The organism is Sphingomonas anseongensis (assembly GCF_023516495.1).
In the GTDB taxonomy this organism is placed as follows: Bacteria; Pseudomonadota; Alphaproteobacteria; order Sphingomonadales; family Sphingomonadaceae; genus Sphingomicrobium; species Sphingomicrobium anseongensis.
The window spans coordinates 928,927-948,662 of record NZ_JAMGBC010000001.1 but is presented as its reverse complement, the minus strand read 5'-3'; the positions used below and the strand labels follow the sequence as shown (position 1 = coordinate 948,662).

The window sequence follows — 19,736 nt, the reverse complement described above, 5'->3', positions numbered from 1 at the left end:
CAGGGAGTCGGCGGACGTTTCGGCGCACGGTTGTTGCGCCGGCGCAACAGAAATGCGGCCGTTTTAAAACGGTAACAGCGATCGCGGCGGAGCGGCTGTCCAGGTACCCTGCTCGGCAAGGAAAATATGCCGCACAATCTCGGCCTGCTGCTCCAGCCCGTAGCCCTCGAACGGGCGGCCCGGCTTCAATCTGTAACGATAATGGCAAAAAGGATGGCGCATCAGCGGCAGGAAGAATCGCCCGCCTTTCTGGGCCTGCCAAACGTGAGTCATCTCATGGATGAAGAAGCCCTGGGCATGGAGCGGCTCCTTCGAGAAATCCTCGGACCAGCCGCCGCCGTCGGGATGGAAATGGATATTCCCCATCGGCGCCATCGCGGATCGCCGCGGCTGGAATGGCCACCACTTGCCGCGGACGAGGCGAACCTTCGGATAATCGATGGCGTCGCCGAAGATCGACCGCGAAAGTGCGATTTCACCGGCGGTGAGGGAGCGGGAGCGGCTTTCGATCATTGCAGCAGTCAACGTTGCTATCGCGCCGCCGTCACACTTGCGAGCATCCATTCACGTCGCTAGGGCAGCGCAAAAGCAAAACACGGAGGAAAGCCCCAATGAGCGAGACTGCCGACCGGGTGAAGAAAATCGTCGTCGAGCATCTCGGTGTCGAGCCCGAAAAGGTGACGCCGGAAGCGAGCTTCATCGACGACCTCGGTGCCGACAGCCTCGACATCGTCGAGCTGGTCATGGCGTTCGAGGAAGAGTTCAACGTCGAGATTCCCGACGATGCCGCCGAGAAGATCACGACCGTCAAGGACGCGACCGACTATATCGACCAGAACCAGGGCTGATCCGGGGGGCGTAAGGCCGCCCGAATTGCCGATGTGCGGCACGAACGGCTTCCCGAACAAAGCGGGAGGCCGTTTGTTTGTGAACAACGGAGAATGACGATGCGCCGTGTCGTAGTGACGGGACTGGGACTAGTGACGCCGCTTGGAGCGGACGTGGAAACCAGCTGGCGCAACATCCTTGCGAGCAAGAGCGGCGCCGGGCCGATCACCAAGTTCGACGCCAGCGACCAAAAATGCCGAATCGCGTGCGAAGTGAAGCCCGCCGACCACGAATATGGCTTCGATCCCGGTAAGCGGGTCGATCACAAGACCCAGCGGCAGGTCGACCCGTTCATCATCTTCGGGCTGGATGCCGCGGGCCAGGCGATGGAAGACGCCGGCCTCACCGACCTGGACGAGCAGACCCGGCTTCGCGCCGGAGTGTCGATCGGTTCGGGAATCGGCGGGCTTCCGGGAATCGAAAGCGAAAGCGTCAATCTGTTCAAGAACGGTCCGGGCCGGGTCAGCCCGCACTTCGTCCACGGGCGGCTGATCAACCTCATTTCCGGCCAGGTCTCGATCAAATACGGGCTGATGGGTCCCAACCACGCGGTGGTCACCGCCTGCTCGACCGGCGCGCACTCGATCGGCGACGCTGCGCGGATGATCAAGGACGACGACGCCGACATCATGCTCGCCGGCGGAGCGGAAGCGACCATCTGCCCCATCGGGATCGCCGGCTTCGCGCAGGCGCGGGCTCTGTCGACCAATTTCAACGACCGGCCGGAAAAGGCGAGCCGTCCCTACGACAAGGACCGCGACGGCTTCGTGATGGGCGAGGGCTCGGGCGTAGTGGTGCTCGAGGAGTATGAGCACGCCAAGGCGCGCGGTGCGAAAATCTACGCCGAAGTTGTCGGCTACGGCCTCTCGGGCGACGCCCACCACGTGACCGCTCCGCATCCCGAAGGCTCGGGCGCTTTCCGCTCGATGGAAATGGCGCTCAGGAAGTCCGGCCTCCAGCCGTCGGACATCGATTATATCAACGCCCACGGCACCTCGACCCCGCTCGGCGACGAGCTTGAGCTGGGGGCGGTCCGCCGCCTGTTCGGAAACGCCATCGGGACTCTATCGATGAGCTCGACCAAGTCGGCGATCGGTCACCTGCTGGGCGGCGCCGGGGCGGTGGAGAGCATCTTCTGCATCCTCGCGATGCGCGACCAGATCGTTCCGCCGACACTCAACCTCGATAATCCGAGCGAGGGCACCGAAGGCGTCGACCTGGTCCCGCACAAGGCCAAGGAGCGCAAGGTCCGCGCGGTGCTGAACAACAGCTTCGGATTCGGCGGCACCAACGCTTCGCTGATCATGAAGGCCGTGTGACCCGACTGCTTCGCTGGGGCATCGCGGCAGCCGCGATCGCCGCACTCCTCGTCGTCTATCTCTTGTGGTGGAGCCCCGGGCCCAAGCCTGGCCCACACGACATTATCGTCCAGGAAGGCTCGACCGTCGCCTCGGTCGCCCGCCAGCTCGAGAAGAAGGGGGCGATTCCCGGCACCGCGCGCACCTTCTACGCAATGGCCCGGATATTCGGATCGGGCGACCCTATCCAGGCAGGGGAATTCGCGATCCCCAAGGGGATGAGCGCATCCTCGATTCTCGACCTTCTACAGCACGGCAAGCCGCTTCAGCGGCTGATCACCGTCACGGAAGGGATGCCGTCGATCGTCGTCGCCGAAAAGCTCGCTACCAACCGCTATCTGACCGGCCAGCTGCCGCAGATTGCCGAAGGCTCGCTCCTCCCGGACAGCTACAGCTACGAGCGCGGCGAGCCGCGTGCGGCGGTGGTTGAGCGGATGCAGGCCGCTATGGCCAAGACGCTCGCGGCGCTGTGGCCGAAGCGCAAGCCAACCTGCCCGATCGGGACAAAGGAAGAGGCGGTGACGCTCGCCTCGATCGTCGAGAAGGAGACGGGCAAGGCGTCGGAGCGGCGGACCATCGCAGGGGTTTATTGTAACCGGCTCCGGATCGGGATGAAGCTCGATGCTGACCCGACGGTCATCTACCCGATCACCAAGGGCAAGCCGCTCGGCAGGCGGATCAAGCGGTCGGAGCTCCACTCCGACGATCCCTACAACACCTACGCGCACCCAGGCCTTCCGCCGGGCCCGATTGCCAACCCCGGCAAGGAGAGCATCGCCGCGGTCCTCGATCCCGCGCCGACCAAGGCGCTCTATTTCGTCGCCGACGGGACCGGCGGCCACGTATTTGCTCAAACTCTCGCGGAGCAGCAGGCGAACGTGAAGCGTTGGTATGACATCCGCCGTGCAAGGGGAGAGATGTGAGCAACAGGGGAATTGCGCGTGGCCGGATGTTCGTCGGCGGTTTCCTCCTCTTCGCGGCAGTGATCGTCTGGGCGACAGGAATCCTGACCAGCCCTCACGGCGAAAGCGTCGCCAGCGGGACCGAGCACGTCAAAACGGTGGTGGTCGTCTATTTGCGCAATGTCGCGCTGGCGACGATCTTCCTGTCGGCGATTTCGGCCTGGCTGCTGTTCCCAAGCCGCCGCCCGCGGGCTCCGAGGCGCGACTGGGCGATCGGAATCCTCATCGCGGCGCTGATCGCCACGAGCCTCTACCAGCTGTTGTGGCTTCGGACCGCCGTCGTCAGCTAGCGGCGAGCTGCTCCGAACGGACGTAGCCGACCAGCCTGTCCTCGCCCGCATAGCCCCACGCCCAACCGAGGCTGTCGTCAAGCAGGTCGAAAGCCGCTCCGGCGTCGAGCTTGGCCAGCACTTCGGAACCCTCGTCAGGCCCGGAACGGAGCTCGGCGGCGGTCGCGAGGGCCCTCGCCAGCGGCTCGGCATAGTGAGATGCGATCACCTGGCCCGCGAGCGCGACGTCCGCGAGATCCTTGCGATATGCGTGGCGAAGCGGGTCCGGCGGATTCGACGGCCCGGAAAGCGCGAACTCAGCGTTGGTGAGCGAAGGCCGCCTGTCCGATGATCGGCCGGCTTGCTGCGAAAGCTCGGTCGCCCTCGCGGAGGTTGCGCTTAAAGTCTTCAAGAAAATCGGCCCCGTCCTTGGTTCTGACGACGAACACGTTCCTGCGATCGTCCTGGTCCCGCTCGCGGCGCAGATAGCCGAGCGCGCCGAGCGTGTTCAAGGCGCGCGTGACAACCGGCTTAGATACTCCGAGAACCTTCGCCAGTCCGCGCACCGTATGGGGGCCGGGCGTCAGATAGACGAGCATGAGGAGCGCCATCTGGCGGTTCGTTAGGTCGGGCTCGCCTGATCGGACGTAAGCAATCAGGGCCCGCATCCAGGCTGACAGTGATTCGTCGGCCATTGGCTGCACCCATCTCCTGCGCTTGCCCCGTTAAACAGGTCACGACGCGAATTGTTGCAGACAAGTAACCGCAAATTCTTCGGAAATTCGCGGAGCGGGGGCTCAGGCGGTGCCAAAACGGCCCTGAATGGCGGCGAACAGGGCCCTGAGGCCGAGCGCTTCACCGCCTTTGGGACGGCCGGGCTTGGCCGCCTCGCGCCAGGCGAAGGTGTCGAGATGCGCCCAGGGCACGTGGGCCGGGACAAAGCGCTTCATGAACATCGCCGCCACCACAGCTCCCGCCATTGGCGAATTGGACGCGTTGGCGAGATCGGCGATGTCGCTCTTGAGCATTTCGTCATATGCATCCCACAGGGGCATCCGCCACAAGGGGTCCTCGACGTCCTTCGACGCGCGGTCGATTTCCATCGCGAGATCGTCGTCGCTGACGAACAGTGCGGGCAGGTCCGGGCCGAGCGCTACCCGGGCGGCGCCGGTCAGGGTGGCGAAGTCGACGATGAACTCGGGCTCGGACTCCGCCGCCTTTGCGAGCGCATCGGCGAGGATGAGCCGCCCTTCGGCGTCGGTGTTGTCGATCTCGACCTGCAGCCCCAGCCTCGACTTGACGATGTCACCGGGCCGGATGGCGCTTCCCGAGACCGAATTCTCGACGGCCGGGATGAGAAGGTGAAGGCGTACCGGCAATCTTGCCGAAGCCACGAGCCAGGCGAGAGCCAGGGCATGCGCGGCGCCGCCCATGTCTTTCTTCATCAGCCGCATGCCGCTGCCGCCCTTGATGTCCAGACCTCCCGTGTCGAAGCAGACGCCCTTGCCGACGATCGCAATTCGCGGGTGGTCGGGATTTCCCCACTCCGCCTCGACAAGGCGGGGGGCCCGGTCTGCGGCCGAAGCAGCGCCTACCGCGGCGATCAGCGGATAATGGTCGCGAAGATCATTGCCGGAGGTAATTCGGATATCCGCGTTGAGGCCGGCCAGGCGGTCGCGAACGGCCTGCTCGAGCTCGGCGGGGCCGAGCTGCAGCGCCGGCGTGTTGACGAGGTCGCGAACGAGCGAGGTCGCTTCGGCAAGTCGTACGAGGGAGTCGATTTGCGCGGCCTCGGAACTGACGAGGACTCGTGGCCCCCGTTCTGCCTCCTCCGGAGTGCTCCGGAAGTCATCAAACCGGTGCTGGGCGAGAAGCCACCCGAGCGCGGCCTTTCCCGGCGCGCGCTCAACAAGCCGGTAATGGCCGGCCGGAAGCACATCGGGGAGCTTGGCCAGGCACCAGGGCGACAGCTCGTCCACGTTCGCGACGGCGCTGACCACCTCGAAATGCTTGTCGCCACGCGGAAGAAGCACGGCCGCATAGCCGGTCTTCCCGTCGAACCGGTGCGCTTCGAGCAACGCGCGGTCTTCTGCGGGCCGGGTCTTCACCCAATCCGTGAAGCTGGACTTGTCCACCAAATGGATCGGAGCGGCTTTCTGCCCGCGGTCGGGGATCAGAAGCGAAGCGAAGTCGGTCATTCGCGGCCCTTAGCGAAGCTGGCGGGCCGCCCCAAGCCCGCTGACGTCGGCGTTTAAGGCAGGACTCGCCAATTGTTGTTGGATTGAGGCGCCTCCCTCGGGAAAGGGCACTCGTCGGCCCTGACTGCCGGCTGCTTCGACGACCGCGCACCGAGCTGCGAAAAGTGGCGTTCACCGTCCTTCAGCAGGGTCGCCGGCGAAGAAGGCGGGGCCGCCCACAGCAAGAAACTCCTCAGCCTGCGCTTCGCACCGCTAAGGATCCATGCGAGCGCAAGGCTGGTCTGGTTGATCGCAGGCTCGTCCACCTCGTAATTTCCCGAGGCATGATAATCTTTTCTCATCGTCGATCTCCTCCAGCTGCGAAGCTTCGGGGGGTGTTCGACGGGCTCCGCCAGCCTTCAGACTATCCGCTGTTGCCGGTCAGCAAGCAAACGAATAGAATTGCTTGTTGATATGCAGAAAGTTGTTTTGATATGGACATAGCCGCCGCCCGGACATTTCTGGAGATCGTGAAGACGGGCAGCTTCGTTCGCGCTGCGGGCAACCTCAACGTCACGCAGACGGCCGTAAGCGCCCGCATCCGAGTGCTGGAGCAGCAGCTCGACCGGCAGCTGTTCGTCCGCAACAAGGCCGGCGCCAGGCTGACGCCCGCCGGCGATCAGTTCCTGCATTATGCGACGACGATGGTGCAGATCTGGGAGCGCGCGCTTCACCAGGTCGCAATGCCCGCGGGCCGCGACAATGTCGTCACCATCGGCGGCGAGCACAGCCTGTGGAATCCGCTACTTCTGGACTGGCTGGTGTGGATGCGAAGTGAGTGCGGCGACGTCGCGATCAGGGCGCAGATCGACGTTCCGGACCGGCTGATCGATCAGGTGCAGGAGGGCGTGCTGGATCTTGCGCTCGTTTATGCCCCACCGCACCGCACCGGCATCGTCACCGAACTCCTGGTCGATGAGAAGCTCGTGGCGGTCACCACCGGGCCGGCGCCGGGCGACCCCTCATCGGACGATTATGTCTATGTCGACTGGGGCTCGGAATTCCGCACCAGCCATCACGCCGCCTTCGCCGACGCTCCAAGCCCCGCGCTGTCGGTCAACCACGGTCCGCTGGCGATGGACTATATCCTCGCGGTGGGCGGATCCGGCTATTTCCGGATGGGGGCGGCCCGACCGCACCTAGAGACCGGGCGGCTGCGGCTGATCGAGGAAATGCCGGAATTCTCTTATTCTGTGCACGTGGTCTATTCGGCGAAGGCTGACGAGAAGCTGATGGAGCGAGTTCGTACCGGGCTCCGCGCGGTCGCACAGCCCAGTTCCAGGCAACATTTTTGATATAAAGGTGCAATTCTATTCGTTTGCCTCCGCTTAACGGGAAGCGGATGCTTTCCGCGTGGAAGACTCAGAACCCCATCCTCAGGAGCCCGGCCCCTTCCAGGACATACCGAAGTGGATCTGGAGGCTCTTCTTCTTCGGCTGGGGATCAATCTTCCTCCTCTTCGTCCTGTTCTTCGCAACCGACGGCGGTGCGGCCTTCGCGATCACGGTCGCGGTCATGTTCCTGTTCATGGCCTTCGGTCTTCCGATCGCGATGGCAGCTCAAGGCCATTGCGACAGCTATGAATGCAAACGGGTCATCCAGACGCGTTCCGGCCCGCTGTCGCAACGGGCCGCTGCGACGCAAATCGCTCTCATCCCCATCGCTGCGGCGATGGGCCTGACCATCTTCATTCTGTTGGCGAAGTAAGCGGGTGGCGCCGGTAGCGCCTTATTCGCCCTCGCTGATCAGGAACTGCTCGATCCGGCCGTTCGTCCCGGGCTCGTAGAAGGTCGAGAGGTCGAGCGTCTTGGCCGGATATTTGACCGTATAACCCTGGATGACGAAGCCGCCGCGAAGCACCGGCTTGCCGGAAGGCACGAACGATACGGGCTCGCCCAACGGCGCGAGGCTCGACTGGAAGTCGGCGATCGCCTGCGGCGTGAAATAGTAATTGGCGTTCTTCGTCAGCAGCGAGCGATCGAGCTTGCCGGCCCGCAATTGGTCGAACACCGTCCGCGCGTTCGTCGCAGCCGCTGCCTGCGCGGCATCCTGCGGCGCGGGCGGCAGGATGACGTTGGTTATTCCGCGTGCGATCCGCGTGTAGGCGGCGCCGGACCAGCTGTTGGTGAGGACCACCACGGCCGCCTTGTCGTCCGGATAAACATAATTTGCGGACAGGAACCCGACCGCCTCGCCCGTGTGGGCGATCGCCTTGTGGCCGTTGCGCTGGCCGATGGAGACGCCCAGCCCGTAGCCGGTGCTGCTCCCGTCATTGAGCTTCACCGAAGTTTCCTGTTCGGCCCAGTCGTCCGCCGGGACGAGCGCCCGGTTGATCCTCGCGATGTCCCACCTGGCGAGATCCTCCGCGGTCATCGACAGCTCCCCGGCGGCATAGAGCCAGCCCCTCGCCGGAGGGGTGACCGCGCGAACCGGCCCGAGCGCATAGCGCCCGTAGCCGACCGGGAATTTGGGTCCGTTGGCGTCGTCCTGGTCGATGACGCTCGTCATGTGGAGCGGAACGAATATCTTCCGCTTGAGGAATTTCACCAGCGGCTCGCCGCTGACCTTCTCCGCGATCATCCCGGCGACGACATAGCCGGTGTTCGAATATTGCCACTGGTCGCCGGGCTCGAAGTCGAGCGGTTGCTTGCCCCAGCGGTCGACGATGCCCTGCGGCTTGGTCGGCCGCGACATGGCTTCGAAGCTGTAGTCCTGCGGCCAGAAGTCGCTGAGTCCGGAGGTGTGCGAAAGCAGCTGGCGAATGCTGATCTTCTCGGCGCCGCTGATGTCGGGGAAATATTTTGCGACCTTGTCGTCCAGGTCGAGCTTGCCCTCGTCCTCGAGCAGAAGCAGCGCCATCGCCGTGAACTGCTTCGAGTTGGACGCGATCTGGTATGGAAGGTCGGTGCGGGAATCGAGCGTGTCCGAGGCTTTGCCATAGGCCTTGTTAAGCACGATCTGGCCGTCGCGGACGATCGCGATCTCGGCGGACGGAACTCCTGTTTCCTTGAGCGTCGACGTGACCAGCTCGTCGATCCTGGAGATATCGCCAGGGGTGAGCGGCTGGGCGAAGGCGGGGGCGGCGACGAACGCCAGCAGTGCGAGTGCTGATTTGAACATGCGCGGAAATTAGCCGCGGTTGCGCGACTGTCGAGTCCGGTCGAAGTACGAAAGATTCCGCCAACGGAGGCATTGTTGATTCGTGACCGCGTCGAAGCCGCGCTTGAACGCATTGGTGATCCGGCCGGGGAGGGCGCCCGCACCTTCCTGACGGTCTATCACGGAACCGCCCGCGCCGAAGCTGACGCCGCCGACAAACGAGCCCGAGACGACTCCAGCCTCGGCCCGCTCGACGGCGTCATCGTCAGCATCAAGGACCTATTTGATGTCGCTGGCGAGCCGACCCGGGCGGGATCGCGCATCTTGGAAGATTCGGCGCCGGCCAAAGAAGATGCGGCGGTAGTTCGCCGGCTTCGCGACGCGGGCGCCGTCATCGTCGGCAAGACGAACATGTCGGAACTCGCCTTCACCGGGGTCGGCGCGAACCCGCATTACGGGACGCCCGGCAATCCTGCGGACCGGGCGAGGGTGCCCGGCGGGTCCTCATCCGGCGCCGCCGTCGCTGTTGCCGACGGCATGTGCGAGATTTCGATCGGCACCGACACGGGCGGATCGACGCGAATCCCGGCGGCCTTGTGCGGCCTGGTCGGGTTCAAGCCGAGCAAATACCGGATCCCGACCGACGGAGCATTTCCGCTCTCGCAAACGCTCGACTCCGTCGGTCCCATTGCGCGAAGCGTCGAGGATTGCGCGAAGGCCGACGCGGTCCTGGCGGGCGAAGAGCCCTGGTCGCTTCAACCGGATGCCGTTGAGGGTCTCAAGCTTGGGATTGCAGGCGGGTTGCCGCTTCGAGACCTCGACGACACGGTCGCCAGGAAGTTCATGGAGACGCTCTCGATGCTCGGACGGGCCGGGGCAAAGCTCGCGGAAGTGGAGACCCCGCTTTTCGAAGACATGGCCGCCGTCAACGCGACGGCCACGATCGCGACGGTTGAGGCCTATCAGCTCCATCGCGAGCGGCTGGCGGCGCGCGGGGACGAGATCGATCCGTTCATCAGGACCCGTATCGAGATGGGGGCGGCTGTGCCGCCGGCGGGCTACCGAGAGATGCTCCACACCCGGGCAGGGCTTGCCCAGGCGATGGACGAACTTCTTGCCGGCTTCGACGCCTTGGTCCTGCCGACGACGCCTATCGTCGCACCAACGATGGCCGAGGTCTCGTCTGTCGACGAATTCCGGCGCAAGAACCGGCTTCTCCTGCGCAATACGGAGATCGCCAATTTCTTCGATCTTTGCGCGATTTCGCTGCCCATGGCCGGCGACGGCCTGCCCGCGGGCTTCATGCTTTTCGCGCGGCGCGGAGCCGACCTGAAGCTATTCCGGATGGCGGCCGCGATCGAGCGCGAACTCGCTTAGGACTGGAGCGGCACTCCGAAAAGGTCGTGCTCGTCGGCATCCTCGACCTTGACCGACAAGATATCGCCGGCATTGAGGTGGCCCGCGTCACGAAGATGGACTTCGCCGTCGATTTCGGGAGCGTCGGCCTTCGAACGGCCGGTCGCTCCGCCGGTGTCGCCGTCGACTGCGTCGATAAGGACGTCGATCGTCCTGCCGACTTTAGCGGCTAGCTTGTCGGCCGAGATCCGCGCCGAAAGCTCCATCACGCGCCCGTAGCGCTCCTGCTTGACCTCGTCCGGCACCTGGTCGGGCATGTCGGTCGCCGCGGCACCGTGCACCGGCTCGAACTTGAACGCTCCGACGCGGTCGAGCTGCGCTTCCTCGAGCCAGCGGAGCAAATAGGTGAAATCCTCCTCGGTTTCGCCGGGGAAGCCGACAACGAAGGAGGAGCGGACGGCGATGTCCGGAACCAGCGCACGCCAGTCCTTCAGCCGCTGGAGGACCTTGGCCTCGTTGGCCGGCCGCTTCATCGCCTTGAGCACCTTGGGGCTCGCGTGCTGGAACGGGATGTCGAGATACGGGAGAAGCAGGCCTTCCGCCATCAGCGGGATGACGCTGTCCACGTGCGGATAGGGGTAGACATAATGGAGGCGCACCCATGCGCCGAGCGAGCCGAGCTCGCGCACCAGGTCGGTCATGTGGGCGCGTACGTCGCGCCCGTGCCAGCTCCACGTGGCGTGCTTCAGGTCCACGCCGTAGGCCGACGTGTCCTGGCTGATCACCAGGAGCTCCTTGGTGCCCGCCTGGACCAGCTTTTCGGCCTCGCGCAGGATCGCGTCGGGGCGGCGGCTGGCAAGGTCGCCGCGAAGCTGCGGGATGATGCAGAAGGCGCAGCGGTGGTTGCAGCCCTCGGAAATCTTCAGATAGCTGTAGTGGCGTGGGGTGAGCTTCAACCCCGCCTCCGGGACGAGATCCGTGAACGGCGAAGCAACCGGCGGTGCGGCGTCGTGGACCGCGGCGACGACCTCTTCATATTGCTGCGGGCCGGTGACCGCGAGCACCCCCGGGAAGCGCGCGCGGATGACATCGGCTTCCTTGCCCATGCAGCCGGTGACGACGACCCGGCCGTTCTCGGCAATCGCTTCGCCGATGGCTTCCAGGCTTTCGGCCTTGGCGCTGTCGAGGAAGCCGCAGGTGTTGACCAGCACCACGTCCGCGCCCGCATAATCGGGGGACATGTCGTAGCCGTCGGAGCGCAGCTTGGTCATGATCCGCTCGCTGTCGACCAATGCCTTGGGACAGCCGAGCGAGACCAGGCCCACGCGCGGGGGCTTCGGGAGAGTTGTCGTCTTCATGAGGAAGTGCGCGCCCTTAATCGAAAAGTGCGGCTGAATCGAGGCTTAAGCGCCGCTTCGACCCGGCGCTCAGGCGGAATCGATGATTTCGAGAACCCGGTCGCCCGAGCGCAGTGAGTGGAATGCCGGGTCGCCCGCCGCATGGACCCGCCCCTCACGGACCAGCCGCACGATCTGGCCGCCGCAGACTTCGTGAGGTGCGCGGCCCGCCTCCTCATCGCCGATGATTCGCTCGCGCAGCATGACCTTCCCTTCGGAGGTTGCGAGGTCGCTTAGATATTCGGCGCGATATGGTCCCTCGAGCGAGCCTGCGAGCAACAGGCCGGTAAAGCTGACCGGGTTGATCACGGTGTCGGCGCCTGCCTGTTTCGCGAGATCCTCGTTGTCCGTCTCGCTGATCGTCACGCTTATGTTCACCTTGGCCGACAGCTTCCTCGCCGTGAGAACCACCAGGATGTTGCTGTCGTCGCGCCCTGTGGAGATCAGCAGTGCCGCCGCCCGGTCGACGTGGGCGGCAAGCAAAGTTTCGTCGCGGGTCGCATCCCCCTGGAGCACGGCAACTCCGCATTCGGCGGCCCGGTCGAGCGCGTCACGGTCGTTGTCGATGACCACGATCCGCTTCGGCAGCGTCCCGCGAGCAAGCAGCTCCTCGAGCGCCTTGTCGTTGCTGACTCCGAAACCGGCAATCAGGATGTGGTCGTGCAGGTTCTTCTGGATGAGTTTCATCAGCCACCTGTTCCAGGTCTGTTTGATGATGAACGTGTAGGCGGTGCCGGCGAGCAAGAGCAGGAAAAAGACGCGGATCGGTGTGACGACCAGGGCATCGAACAGCCGCGCCCGGTCGGTCACCGGTACGATGTCTCCATAGCCCGTCGTCGTCGCGCTGATCATCGTGAAGTAAATGACGTCGCTGAAGCTGACGTGACCGTCGATCTGGTCTTTCAGGCTGTCGCGTTCGATCCAGTGGAAGGCGACGATGATCACGATCATCCCGATCATGATCGCCATCCGGATCGAGAACTGAGCCGCCGGGCGAAGCCGTGACTGGCGCCGCAAAGTCATGTGCAGCGGGTCCAGGTTCAGCCTGCGCGCGCGTATAGGAGCTGGCGGTTCGACCGGCATTGGAACAACCTTAGTCGCGAGCCGCGCTGCTGGCCAACACCGAACCGCACCGCTAATGGGCGGCGGCAAATTCCCTCCGGAGAGTGCTGAATGCGTATCGCGATGATCGGAACCGGTTACGTCGGGCTCGTGTCCGGCGCCTGCTTCGCCGATTTCGGTCACGACGTCGTTTGCATCGACAAGGACGGCTCCAAGATTGACGCTCTCAAGGCGGGCAGGATGCCGATCTGGGAGCCGGGACTCGAGGCCTTGGTGAAGGCCAACGTCGAACGGGGTCGGCTGGAATTCACAACCGACCTCAAGGCGGGGATCCAGGGCGCCGAGGCGGTTTTCATCGCCGTCGGGACGCCGGCTCGCCGAGGCGACGGCCACGCCGATCTGACCTTCGTCTTCGCCGCCGTCCGTGAGGTCGCCCAGGCGCTGGAAGCGCCGGTAGTCATCGTCACCAAGTCCACCGTTCCCGTCGGCACCGGCGACAAGATCGCCGAGATCCTTGCCGAGGAGAAGGCGCCGAAGGGGACCAGCGTCGCCTCAAACCCCGAATTCCTGCGTGAAGGCGCCGCGATTGCCGACTTCAAGCACCCTGATCGGATCGTCGTCGGAGCCGAAGACGAGCATGCCCGCGACGTCCTTCGGGAAATCTACCGCCCGCTGTTCCTCAACAAGGCACCGATCCTGTTCACCGGACGGAGGACCGCGGAGCTCACCAAATATGCGGCGAACGCGTTCCTCGCGGTGAAGATCAGCTTCATCAACGAGATCGCCGACCTTTGCGAAGCAGTCGGAGCCGACGTCCAGGAAGTTGCTCGCGGAATCGGGCTCGACAACCGCATCGGCCCCAAGTTCCTGCACCCCGGCCCCGGCTATGGCGGAAGCTGCTTCCCGAAGGACACGCTCGCGCTCCTCAGGACGGCCGAGGAAGCGGGCGTTCTGCAGCGGATCGTCAGCACCGTCGTCGACGTCAACGACAAGCGCAAGGCCAGCATGGCGGGCCGGGTCGCCGATGCGCTCGGCGGAAGCGTGGCTGGCAAGCGCATCGGGGTGCTTGGCCTGGCCTTCAAGCCGAACACGGACGACATGCGCGACGCTCCCTCCATCCCGCTGGTCCAGGCGCTGATCGATCAGGGCGCGAGCGTCATCGCATACGACCCGGCGGCGATGGAGCAGGCGGAGCGGGTGCTTCCCCCAATCGAATATGCGGCGAGGGCGCAGCAGGTCGCCGAAGGTGCGGATGCCCTGGTCATCGTCACCGAGTGGGAAGAATTCCGGGGGCTGGACCTCGACAGGATTGCAAAGACGATGCGCGGCCGCGTGCTGGTCGACCTCCGCAACGTCTACGAGCGCGACGAGGCCGAGCGGGCAGGAATGACCTATTTCGCGATCGGCCGTCCGGCGGGATCATCGGCGCCGCTTCGAGTAGCCGCGGAATAGGCTTAGCCCCAGGCTGCGGCGTAGCTCTTCCACAGCATATAGGCGGCGACGGCAAAGATCAGCCCGGCAAATACCGCGGTAAGCCTGTCCTTGCTTCGCGTCAGGTGGCGGGCGAGGCGGGTGCCCAAGAAGCTTCCGGCGAGCCCGCCGGCGATGAACGCAAGCGCAAGCGCCCAGTCGACGAGCCCCGATAAAGCGTAGTTGGCCGCGGTCGTGAGACCGAACGCGGTCACCCCGAGGAGCGACGATCCGACGGCGCTGATCATCGTCATCCCGGTAGCCGCGATGAGGCCGGGCACGATGAGAAAGCCGCCCCCGATCCCGAAAAAGCCGGAGAAGACACCGGCGCCCAGGCCGTAGGCGACCAGCTTTCCGGCATTTTCCCGCCCCAGCTTCACCTCCGCATTGCCGTGCCCACCTTTTCGGCGAAGCATCAGAATCCCGACGGCGATCATGACCAGCGCGAAGAGGAAGAGCAGCTTGTCGCCGTCGAAGGCCTTGCCGAAAGTGGATCCGGCGGCAGCGCCGGCGATTCCGGCCAAGGCGAAAAGCCCGGCGCAGCGCCATTTCACATGGCCTGCACGGGCATGGTTGAAAAGGCCAGTCGCGGCATTGGCGGCGACCGCAAACGCGCTGGTCCCAATCGCAAGGTGGGGATCGCGGACGCCGACGAGGTAGACCATCAGCGGAACGGCAAGGATCGACCCGCCGCCGCCGACCAAACCAAGAACGAAGCCAACCATCGCTCCCGAGCCGACGCCGAGAAGATATTGCAGCGGCTGCAGAATCATGACCCCGCGGAGCGCCGACGTCGAACGGTCGAATCCTGGTAGAAACGGTGGAGAAGCATTCCCGCCAGCATCGCCATTACGAAAAGCCAGGGCTCCAGCATGCCGAAGCCGAGCGAGGCGATAGCCGGGCCCGGGCAAAAGCCGACGAGACCCCAACCAATGCCGAAGATCGCGGCCCCGGCGAGAAGCTTCGGCTCGACGGCACGGTTCTGCGGGATCCGAAAGTCGCTGCCGAGCAATGGACGCTGCATTCGCCTGCTCGCCCAATAGCCAAGCGCTGACGGCACCAGTGCGGCCGCCATCACATAGGCGAGCGTCGGATCCCAGTTCCCCGCTACGTCCAGGAAGCCAAGCACCCGCGACGGGTTAATCATGTCCGAAAGCGCGAGTCCGCCACCGAAAAGCAGCCCGACGACGAGGCCGGGGAGCAGCGGCCTCACTTGAAGCCTCCAAGCAGATGCCGGACGACAAAGACCGTGGCGATGCCGAGGAGCATGAAGGTCGCGGTGGCCGCAATCGAGCGGGGCGACAGGCGCGCCATTCCGCACACTCCGTGACCGCTGGTGCAGCCGCTTCCGAGGCGAGTGCCAAAGCCGACGAGCAGCCCGGCGGCGATCAGAAGCGGCACCGACGACGTCACCTGTATGTTCGGCGTACGGAGCGTTGCCGACACGATCAAAGCACCCAGCGGCAATGCAATGACGAAACTCGCGGCCTGCAGCCAGGGCGGTCCTTCGTCGGCAATCCGCGCAACCGTCGCGGCAAGCCCGCTTACGCCGGCTATTCGACCGGACAGGAGGAGGAACAGCGCAGCGGCCGTCCCTATCAGCAGCCCTCCGGCAATCGCGCTCAGCGGTGAAAGCGGCTCCAGCATCACAACAGGTCGAGCGGAAGCTTGAGGTAGCGCGTGCCGTTCTCCTCGGGCTCCGGAAGGTGGCCTGCGCGCATGTTCACCTGCACTGAGGGAAGGATCAGGTGCGGCATGTCGAGCGTGGCGTCACGGGCGGTGCGCATCGCGACGAAGGCATCCTCGGTGACTCCTTCATGGACGTGGACGTTGCCAGTCCGTTGAGCGCCGATCGTCGTTTCCCAGGCAAAGTGGGTTCGATTGGGAAGCGCCTTGTAGTCATGGCAAAGGAACACGCGGGTTTCGTCAGGAAGCTTCATCAGCCGGCGTATCGACCGGTACAGCTGGTGGGCGTCGCCGCCCGGGAAATCAGCACGGGCTGTACCGTAGTCCGGCATGAACATGGTGTCGCCGACGAACGCGGAATCGCCGATGACATAGGCCACGTCGGCCGGCGTGTGGCCGGGGACGTGCAGGGCGATCGCCGCAACGTCTCCGACGCTGAAGCTGTCGCCGTCGCCAAACAGATGGTCGAACTGAGATCCGTCACGCGGGAATTGCGTGCCTTCGTTGAACACCCTTCCGAAGACTTCCTGGACGGCGCTGATGTCCCGGCCGATGGCGATCTTTCCGCCGAGCTTTTCCTGCAAGTAGGGAGCGGCAGAGAGGTGGTCGGCGTGAGCGTGGGTTTCGAGCAGCCAGTCTATCGTGAGCCCCTTTAGCTCGACGAATGCGATTATCTCGTCAGCGGACTCAGTCGAGGTGCGGCCCGACGGCTGGTCGAAATCGAGCACGCTGTCGATGATCGCCGCACGGCCGGTGGAGGGATCGGCGATGACATAGGTCGCGGTGAAGGTCGGCTCGTTGAAGAAGCAGGTGACCTCGGGCCGCGGTGCGTCACCGGCGAGCGCCCGCCGCACCTGCTCAGCCGAAATCTCGATCGCCCGGTCGTCCGACATGCGGCCTCGTTATACCGGATTACGTCCGCTGTCGCCGGGGCGGCGGCACAGATCTCCTTTCCAGCGGAAGGCTGGCGATGGCCGCCGTGCCTGGCGAGCGGTGGCGAATGAACAGGCGCCCGTCGAGCTCCGAAAGCCGCGAGCGCATTCCCGCCAGGCCAACGCCCGCATGGACGTCGTGCGGCATCCCGACCCCGTCGTCGGCGATGACGACGTGCGCCATGCCCTTGCCTTCGCTCAGGCGGACAGTGGCGTGCCGAGCCTTCGAATGGCGATGGACGTTGGACAGCGCTTCCTGGACCACCCGGTAAATAGCGCCTTCGGCGGCCGGCGAGCGGAACCGGGGCTCACCGACGCACTCATAGCTGACATCGAGGCCGGTCCGCCGGCTGACCCCTTCGACCAGGGAGCGCAAGGCCTCCGTAAGGCTCATTTTGTCCAGCAGCGGCGGATGGGCGAGGTAGGAAATCGACCTGATCTCCTGCTGCGCTTCGCCGAGCAGTTGCTCCATGTCGTCGAGGACAGGCTGGCATTCGCCGGTTCGGCAGGTCCGCCTCAGCTGGCCGATCATCATGCCGAGGCTGGCCAGCAGCTGCATCGTCGAGTCATGGATTTCGCGGCCCAGCCGCCGCCTCTCCTCATCCTGGCCCTTGATGACGGAATTGCTGAATTGCTCGCGCAGCCTGCGAAGCTCCACCAGGCGGGTGATGTCGTAGCGAGTAATGGAAATGAAGATGCGCCCATCCGCCTCGAACCTGTTGACGCAGAGCCGGTGGTCGTTGCCGGCCCTTTCGGGATCGCTGGCCTGATAGATGATTTCGAAGGAGGTGCGCTTGCCGTCGGCAATTTCCTCGAGCCCGGCGACCACTTCGCGCGCCACCTGCAGTCCTTTGGCAGCAATCGCCCGGCAAAATTCGAGATAGCTGGTTCCGGGAATGAGGGAGAAGTGGCCGTAAAGCTCCGCGGTGCGGGCCCAGGAACGATTGACGAGAAGGATGTTACAATCCTCATCGAGAAGCGCGATCTGCTCGGTGAGGCCGTCCAGAAGGTGTTGCCAGACTTCGATCGGGCCCGGCACACTGCCCGCTGCGGAGCCCGGCGGTTTTGAAGTGATCCACTCAAGCTCGGGGCCTTGCCCGGCCCCTTTGCTATTCCTGCCGTCGTTCGCGCTCTGATCGGCCTTCATGTCGCAACTCCCCATAAGGGTAAGGACCGAGCGCTTCCTCGGGGTATCTCTTTAACATCGATCAGGATTTCTACCCATAGGGGTAAGTGCTGAGGCCGGATCGGACCTAATCCGGCGCACCGGCGGGCTAGGTTCAGCGCGTGGAGGGCGCTTTCCCGTTCAATGTGCCGATGGCCCCGTCAATCGCTTCGCGAACCCGGTTGAGCGACGCGATCCGGACGTCGTCGAGAGACTTGTCGCGATAGTCGTCGCCGTTGAACGGAAGCCGGGCGAAAACATATTCCCGGCCGCCGTCGTTCGAACCGAGCGACAGCTCGATCTGGCGGGAGTCGATCACCAGCGATTGAATTTCCATGCCGCGAGCTCCGAACCGTCGAGGCGCAGCCAGGAGAGGTCAGGCTGTGCGATTGGTTGCGTAACCGATATAGTAGCATCTTTGCATCGCAATTGATGCAGGTCAGGGGGGCAAGTTGTCCCAGAACGGGCCAATAGCGCCGAGCAACCCCGTCCCGGTTCACATCTGGCCGCTGGACGTTCGCGGCCACCGGTTCGAGCTCGGCCTGCTGCTCGACTGTTCGGTCGAGGATATCCGGGCCGCCGCAAAGCAACGGCTGGCCCAAGGCCCCGGCGCTGGCAAGTGGAGCTACGACTTTTGCACCGGAGCGCTCCGCTGGTCCGACGAAGTCTATGACATTTTCGGAGTGCCGCGCGGAACGCCGATCACTCGCGCCGAGGCGCTGACCTATTACAGCCCCCGGAGCCGTCCGTTGATGGAGCGTATCCGCTCTGAGGCCATCAAGCAGAAGAAGGCCTTCGTCATCGACGCGGAAATGCGGCCGGGTCACGGAACGGCAGGCCACTGGATGCGGCTGATCGGCGCACCGGTCGTCGAGTATGGCGACGTCGTCGCGCTGGAAGGGCTCAAGCAGAGGATTTGAGGCCAAGGCGCAGTGCGGACTTAGCCCGCGGCCTCCTCCGCAAGCTCGGCCTTCAGCAACTCCAGCCATTCGTCGCGGAGCCGCTCTTCCTCGGCTCGCTGGCGGGCGACAGCAGCGGCGGCGTCGGCGTCGAGAACCGCGACTTCCTCCGGAGTGCACTCGCGCTTGTAGATCTTCCCCGGGTCGCCCCAGTTGCAGCTCTGGTAGCCGGCGAAGCCTTCGGGCGGCGGGAAGTCGGTCATCCAGAGGCGCTCGTCGCAATCGTCGTCGAGCCAGAAGCGGTGGGAAAGGTCGAATTCTTCCGGCTCTTCCTCAGGGGAGAGGGGTCGATTCAGGGGGTCTTCCACTTCCTCCACTTTGTTACCCTCGATGAGGGCAAGTGCCCTGGCCACGCCTTCGTCATCGCCAGTCCGCAGCGAATTCACGGCCAGTTCCCAGTCGAAAGGCTTCGAGCGGGGAACGATGGCGGGCGGTTTGGGCTGTTGAAGGTTGGAGTGGAGCGACAGGCCTGTCTCCGCCATGCGGTCGAGGCGGCGGAGGATGGCGAGGCCGAGACGGTTGTCGAGCAGGTGGCGCTCTCCGACCACTTCGCCGTCGCGCCAGATCTGCTCGATATTGCCCTCCATCGAGCGGGCGAGGAGCGTGTCGGCCAGCCGTTCCCGGGCGATGGTCAGTGCCGCGTCCCAGGCGGCGGCGAAGACGGGGTTGCGGCGGCGGCAGGCATAAGCGCCGGAAATGCCCATGCGCGCGGAATCGCAGGCTTCGGCGACGACGGCGGTCTCGGCGAGAGTCTCGCAAAAGATCGCCATCTTTTCGCCGGTCCATCCGTCGTGGCGGATGATGGACGTGGTGGGAGGGACGCCGTTGCTGGTCGCGTCGGCTGGCTGTGGTTCATGCGATGTGGTTTCCATGAACCATATTGGAACATAAGATGG

The 19,736-nt window shown here is 64.6% G+C and carries 23 protein-coding genes; 9 read left to right on the top strand and 14 right to left on the bottom strand.

What is annotated here, in order from left to right; translation table 11 throughout:
- Positions 1-63 precede the first annotated feature (63 nt).
- Entirely contained in the window at positions 64-513 is a 450-nt protein-coding gene (locus tag LZ519_RS04895) for a vgr related protein (protein WP_249868865.1), read from the bottom strand.
- 98 nt (positions 514-611) lie between these two features.
- On the opposite strand from LZ519_RS04895, the gene LZ519_RS04890 reads away from it, so the two are divergent.
- From LZ519_RS04890 to LZ519_RS04875, 4 genes are all read left to right on the top strand, one after another.
- Positions 612-848, top strand: coding sequence for an acyl carrier protein (locus LZ519_RS04890; RefSeq protein WP_249867597.1), 237 nt, complete (start codon positions 612-614; stop codon positions 846-848).
- 99 nt (positions 849-947) lie between these two features.
- A complete protein-coding gene (gene fabF, locus LZ519_RS04885; protein ID WP_249867596.1) occupies positions 948-2,207 on the top strand; it encodes a beta-ketoacyl-ACP synthase II in 1,260 nt (419 codons plus the stop codon).
- A 5-nt stretch (positions 2,208-2,212) separates the two neighbouring features.
- Positions 2,213-3,169, top strand: coding sequence for an endolytic transglycosylase MltG (gene mltG, locus LZ519_RS04880; RefSeq protein WP_431358108.1), 957 nt, complete (start codon positions 2,213-2,215; stop codon positions 3,167-3,169).
- Positions 3,166-3,498, top strand: coding sequence for a hypothetical protein (locus tag LZ519_RS04875; RefSeq protein ID WP_249867595.1), 333 nt, complete (start codon positions 3,166-3,168; stop codon positions 3,496-3,498). Before mltG ends, LZ519_RS04875 begins: the two co-directional genes overlap by 4 nt.
- On the opposite strand, the gene LZ519_RS11655 is transcribed toward LZ519_RS04875, so the two are convergent.
- From LZ519_RS11655 to LZ519_RS04860, 3 genes are all read right to left on the bottom strand, one after another.
- Complete coding sequence (locus LZ519_RS11655) at positions 3,491-3,706, bottom strand: SH3 domain-containing protein (protein WP_249867594.1); 216 nt, start codon at positions 3,704-3,706, stop codon at positions 3,491-3,493. The genes LZ519_RS04875 and LZ519_RS11655 overlap by 8 nt on opposite strands.
- Positions 3,707-3,794: 88 nt before the next feature.
- Entirely contained in the window at positions 3,795-4,172 is a 378-nt protein-coding gene (locus tag LZ519_RS04865) for a MarR family transcriptional regulator (RefSeq protein ID WP_431358084.1), read from the bottom strand.
- Positions 4,173-4,274: 102 nt separating this feature from the next.
- Positions 4,275-5,675, bottom strand: a complete 1,401-nt coding sequence (locus tag LZ519_RS04860; RefSeq protein WP_249867593.1) for a leucyl aminopeptidase family protein — start codon at positions 5,673-5,675, stop codon at positions 4,275-4,277.
- Between the two features lie 473 nt (positions 5,676-6,148).
- Here LZ519_RS04860 and LZ519_RS04855 point away from each other — a divergent pair, with 473 nt between their 5' ends.
- The gene (locus LZ519_RS04855) at positions 6,149-7,009 is read left to right on the top strand and encodes a LysR family transcriptional regulator (protein ID WP_249867592.1); all 861 of its coding nucleotides are present in this window, start codon (positions 6,149-6,151) and stop codon (positions 7,007-7,009) included.
- A gap of 58 nt (positions 7,010-7,067) precedes the next feature.
- Positions 7,068-7,421 (top strand): hypothetical protein, encoded by a 354-nt coding sequence (locus LZ519_RS04850; protein ID WP_249867591.1) that lies wholly within the window; start codon positions 7,068-7,070, stop codon positions 7,419-7,421.
- 21 nt (positions 7,422-7,442) lie between these two features.
- Here the strand turns inward: LZ519_RS04850 and LZ519_RS04845 are convergent, their stop codons facing one another.
- Positions 7,443-8,834: a serine hydrolase domain-containing protein gene (locus tag LZ519_RS04845; RefSeq protein ID WP_249867590.1), complete on the bottom strand. Its 1,392-nt coding sequence runs from the start codon at positions 8,832-8,834 to the stop codon at positions 7,443-7,445.
- Between the two features lie 75 nt (positions 8,835-8,909).
- Here LZ519_RS04845 and LZ519_RS04840 point away from each other — a divergent pair, with 75 nt between their 5' ends.
- Positions 8,910-10,190 carry an amidase gene (locus LZ519_RS04840; protein ID WP_249867589.1) on the top strand — a complete coding sequence of 427 codons (1,281 nt, stop codon included), beginning with the start codon at positions 8,910-8,912 and terminating at the stop codon, positions 10,188-10,190.
- Here the strand turns inward: LZ519_RS04840 and rimO are convergent.
- Positions 10,187-11,527 (bottom strand): 30S ribosomal protein S12 methylthiotransferase RimO, encoded by a 1,341-nt coding sequence (gene rimO / locus LZ519_RS04835; protein WP_249867588.1) that lies wholly within the window; start codon positions 11,525-11,527, stop codon positions 10,187-10,189. The genes LZ519_RS04840 and rimO overlap by 4 nt on opposite strands.
- Before the next feature lie 69 nt (positions 11,528-11,596).
- Positions 11,597-12,649, bottom strand: a complete 1,053-nt coding sequence (locus LZ519_RS04830) for a potassium channel family protein (RefSeq protein ID WP_249867587.1) — start codon at positions 12,647-12,649, stop codon at positions 11,597-11,599.
- 90 nt (positions 12,650-12,739) lie between these two features.
- On the opposite strand from LZ519_RS04830, the gene LZ519_RS04825 reads away from it, so the two are divergent.
- Positions 12,740-14,080, top strand: coding sequence for a UDP-glucose dehydrogenase family protein (locus LZ519_RS04825; protein WP_249867586.1), 1,341 nt, complete (start codon positions 12,740-12,742; stop codon positions 14,078-14,080).
- A 2-nt stretch (positions 14,081-14,082) separates the two neighbouring features.
- On the opposite strand, the gene LZ519_RS04820 is transcribed toward LZ519_RS04825, so the two are convergent.
- The 6 genes from LZ519_RS04820 to LZ519_RS04795 all read right to left on the bottom strand — a co-directional run bounded on the left by LZ519_RS04820 (position 14,083) and on the right by LZ519_RS04795 (position 18,218).
- Positions 14,083-14,871: a sulfite exporter TauE/SafE family protein gene (locus LZ519_RS04820; RefSeq protein ID WP_249867585.1), complete on the bottom strand. Its 789-nt coding sequence runs from the start codon at positions 14,869-14,871 to the stop codon at positions 14,083-14,085.
- Positions 14,868-15,311 (bottom strand): YeeE/YedE family protein, encoded by a 444-nt coding sequence (locus tag LZ519_RS04815; protein ID WP_249867584.1) that lies wholly within the window; start codon positions 15,309-15,311, stop codon positions 14,868-14,870. The genes LZ519_RS04820 and LZ519_RS04815 overlap by 4 nt, the downstream gene beginning before the upstream one ends.
- The gene (locus LZ519_RS04810) at positions 15,308-15,745 is read right to left on the bottom strand and encodes a YeeE/YedE family protein (RefSeq protein WP_249867583.1); all 438 of its coding nucleotides are present in this window, start codon (positions 15,743-15,745) and stop codon (positions 15,308-15,310) included. The genes LZ519_RS04815 and LZ519_RS04810 overlap by 4 nt, the downstream gene beginning before the upstream one ends.
- Positions 15,745-16,677, bottom strand: coding sequence for an MBL fold metallo-hydrolase (locus tag LZ519_RS04805; protein ID WP_249867582.1), 933 nt, complete (start codon positions 16,675-16,677; stop codon positions 15,745-15,747). Before LZ519_RS04805 ends, LZ519_RS04810 begins: the two co-directional genes overlap by 1 nt.
- A 19-nt stretch (positions 16,678-16,696) precedes the next feature.
- Positions 16,697-17,755 (bottom strand): sensor histidine kinase, encoded by a 1,059-nt coding sequence (locus LZ519_RS04800; RefSeq protein ID WP_249867581.1) that lies wholly within the window; start codon positions 17,753-17,755, stop codon positions 16,697-16,699.
- A gap of 241 nt (positions 17,756-17,996) precedes the next feature.
- Positions 17,997-18,218, bottom strand: coding sequence for a hypothetical protein (locus LZ519_RS04795; protein ID WP_249867580.1), 222 nt, complete (start codon positions 18,216-18,218; stop codon positions 17,997-17,999).
- A 115-nt stretch (positions 18,219-18,333) separates the two neighbouring features.
- Here LZ519_RS04795 and LZ519_RS04790 point away from each other — a divergent pair, with 115 nt between their 5' ends.
- Complete coding sequence (locus tag LZ519_RS04790; RefSeq protein ID WP_249867579.1) at positions 18,334-18,801, top strand: hypothetical protein; 468 nt, start codon at positions 18,334-18,336, stop codon at positions 18,799-18,801.
- 20 nt (positions 18,802-18,821) lie between these two features.
- On the opposite strand, the gene LZ519_RS04785 is transcribed toward LZ519_RS04790, so the two are convergent.
- Positions 18,822-19,712 carry a hypothetical protein gene (locus tag LZ519_RS04785; protein WP_249867578.1) on the bottom strand — a complete coding sequence of 297 codons (891 nt, stop codon included), beginning with the start codon at positions 19,710-19,712 and terminating at the stop codon, positions 18,822-18,824.
- Positions 19,713-19,736 lie beyond the last annotated feature (24 nt).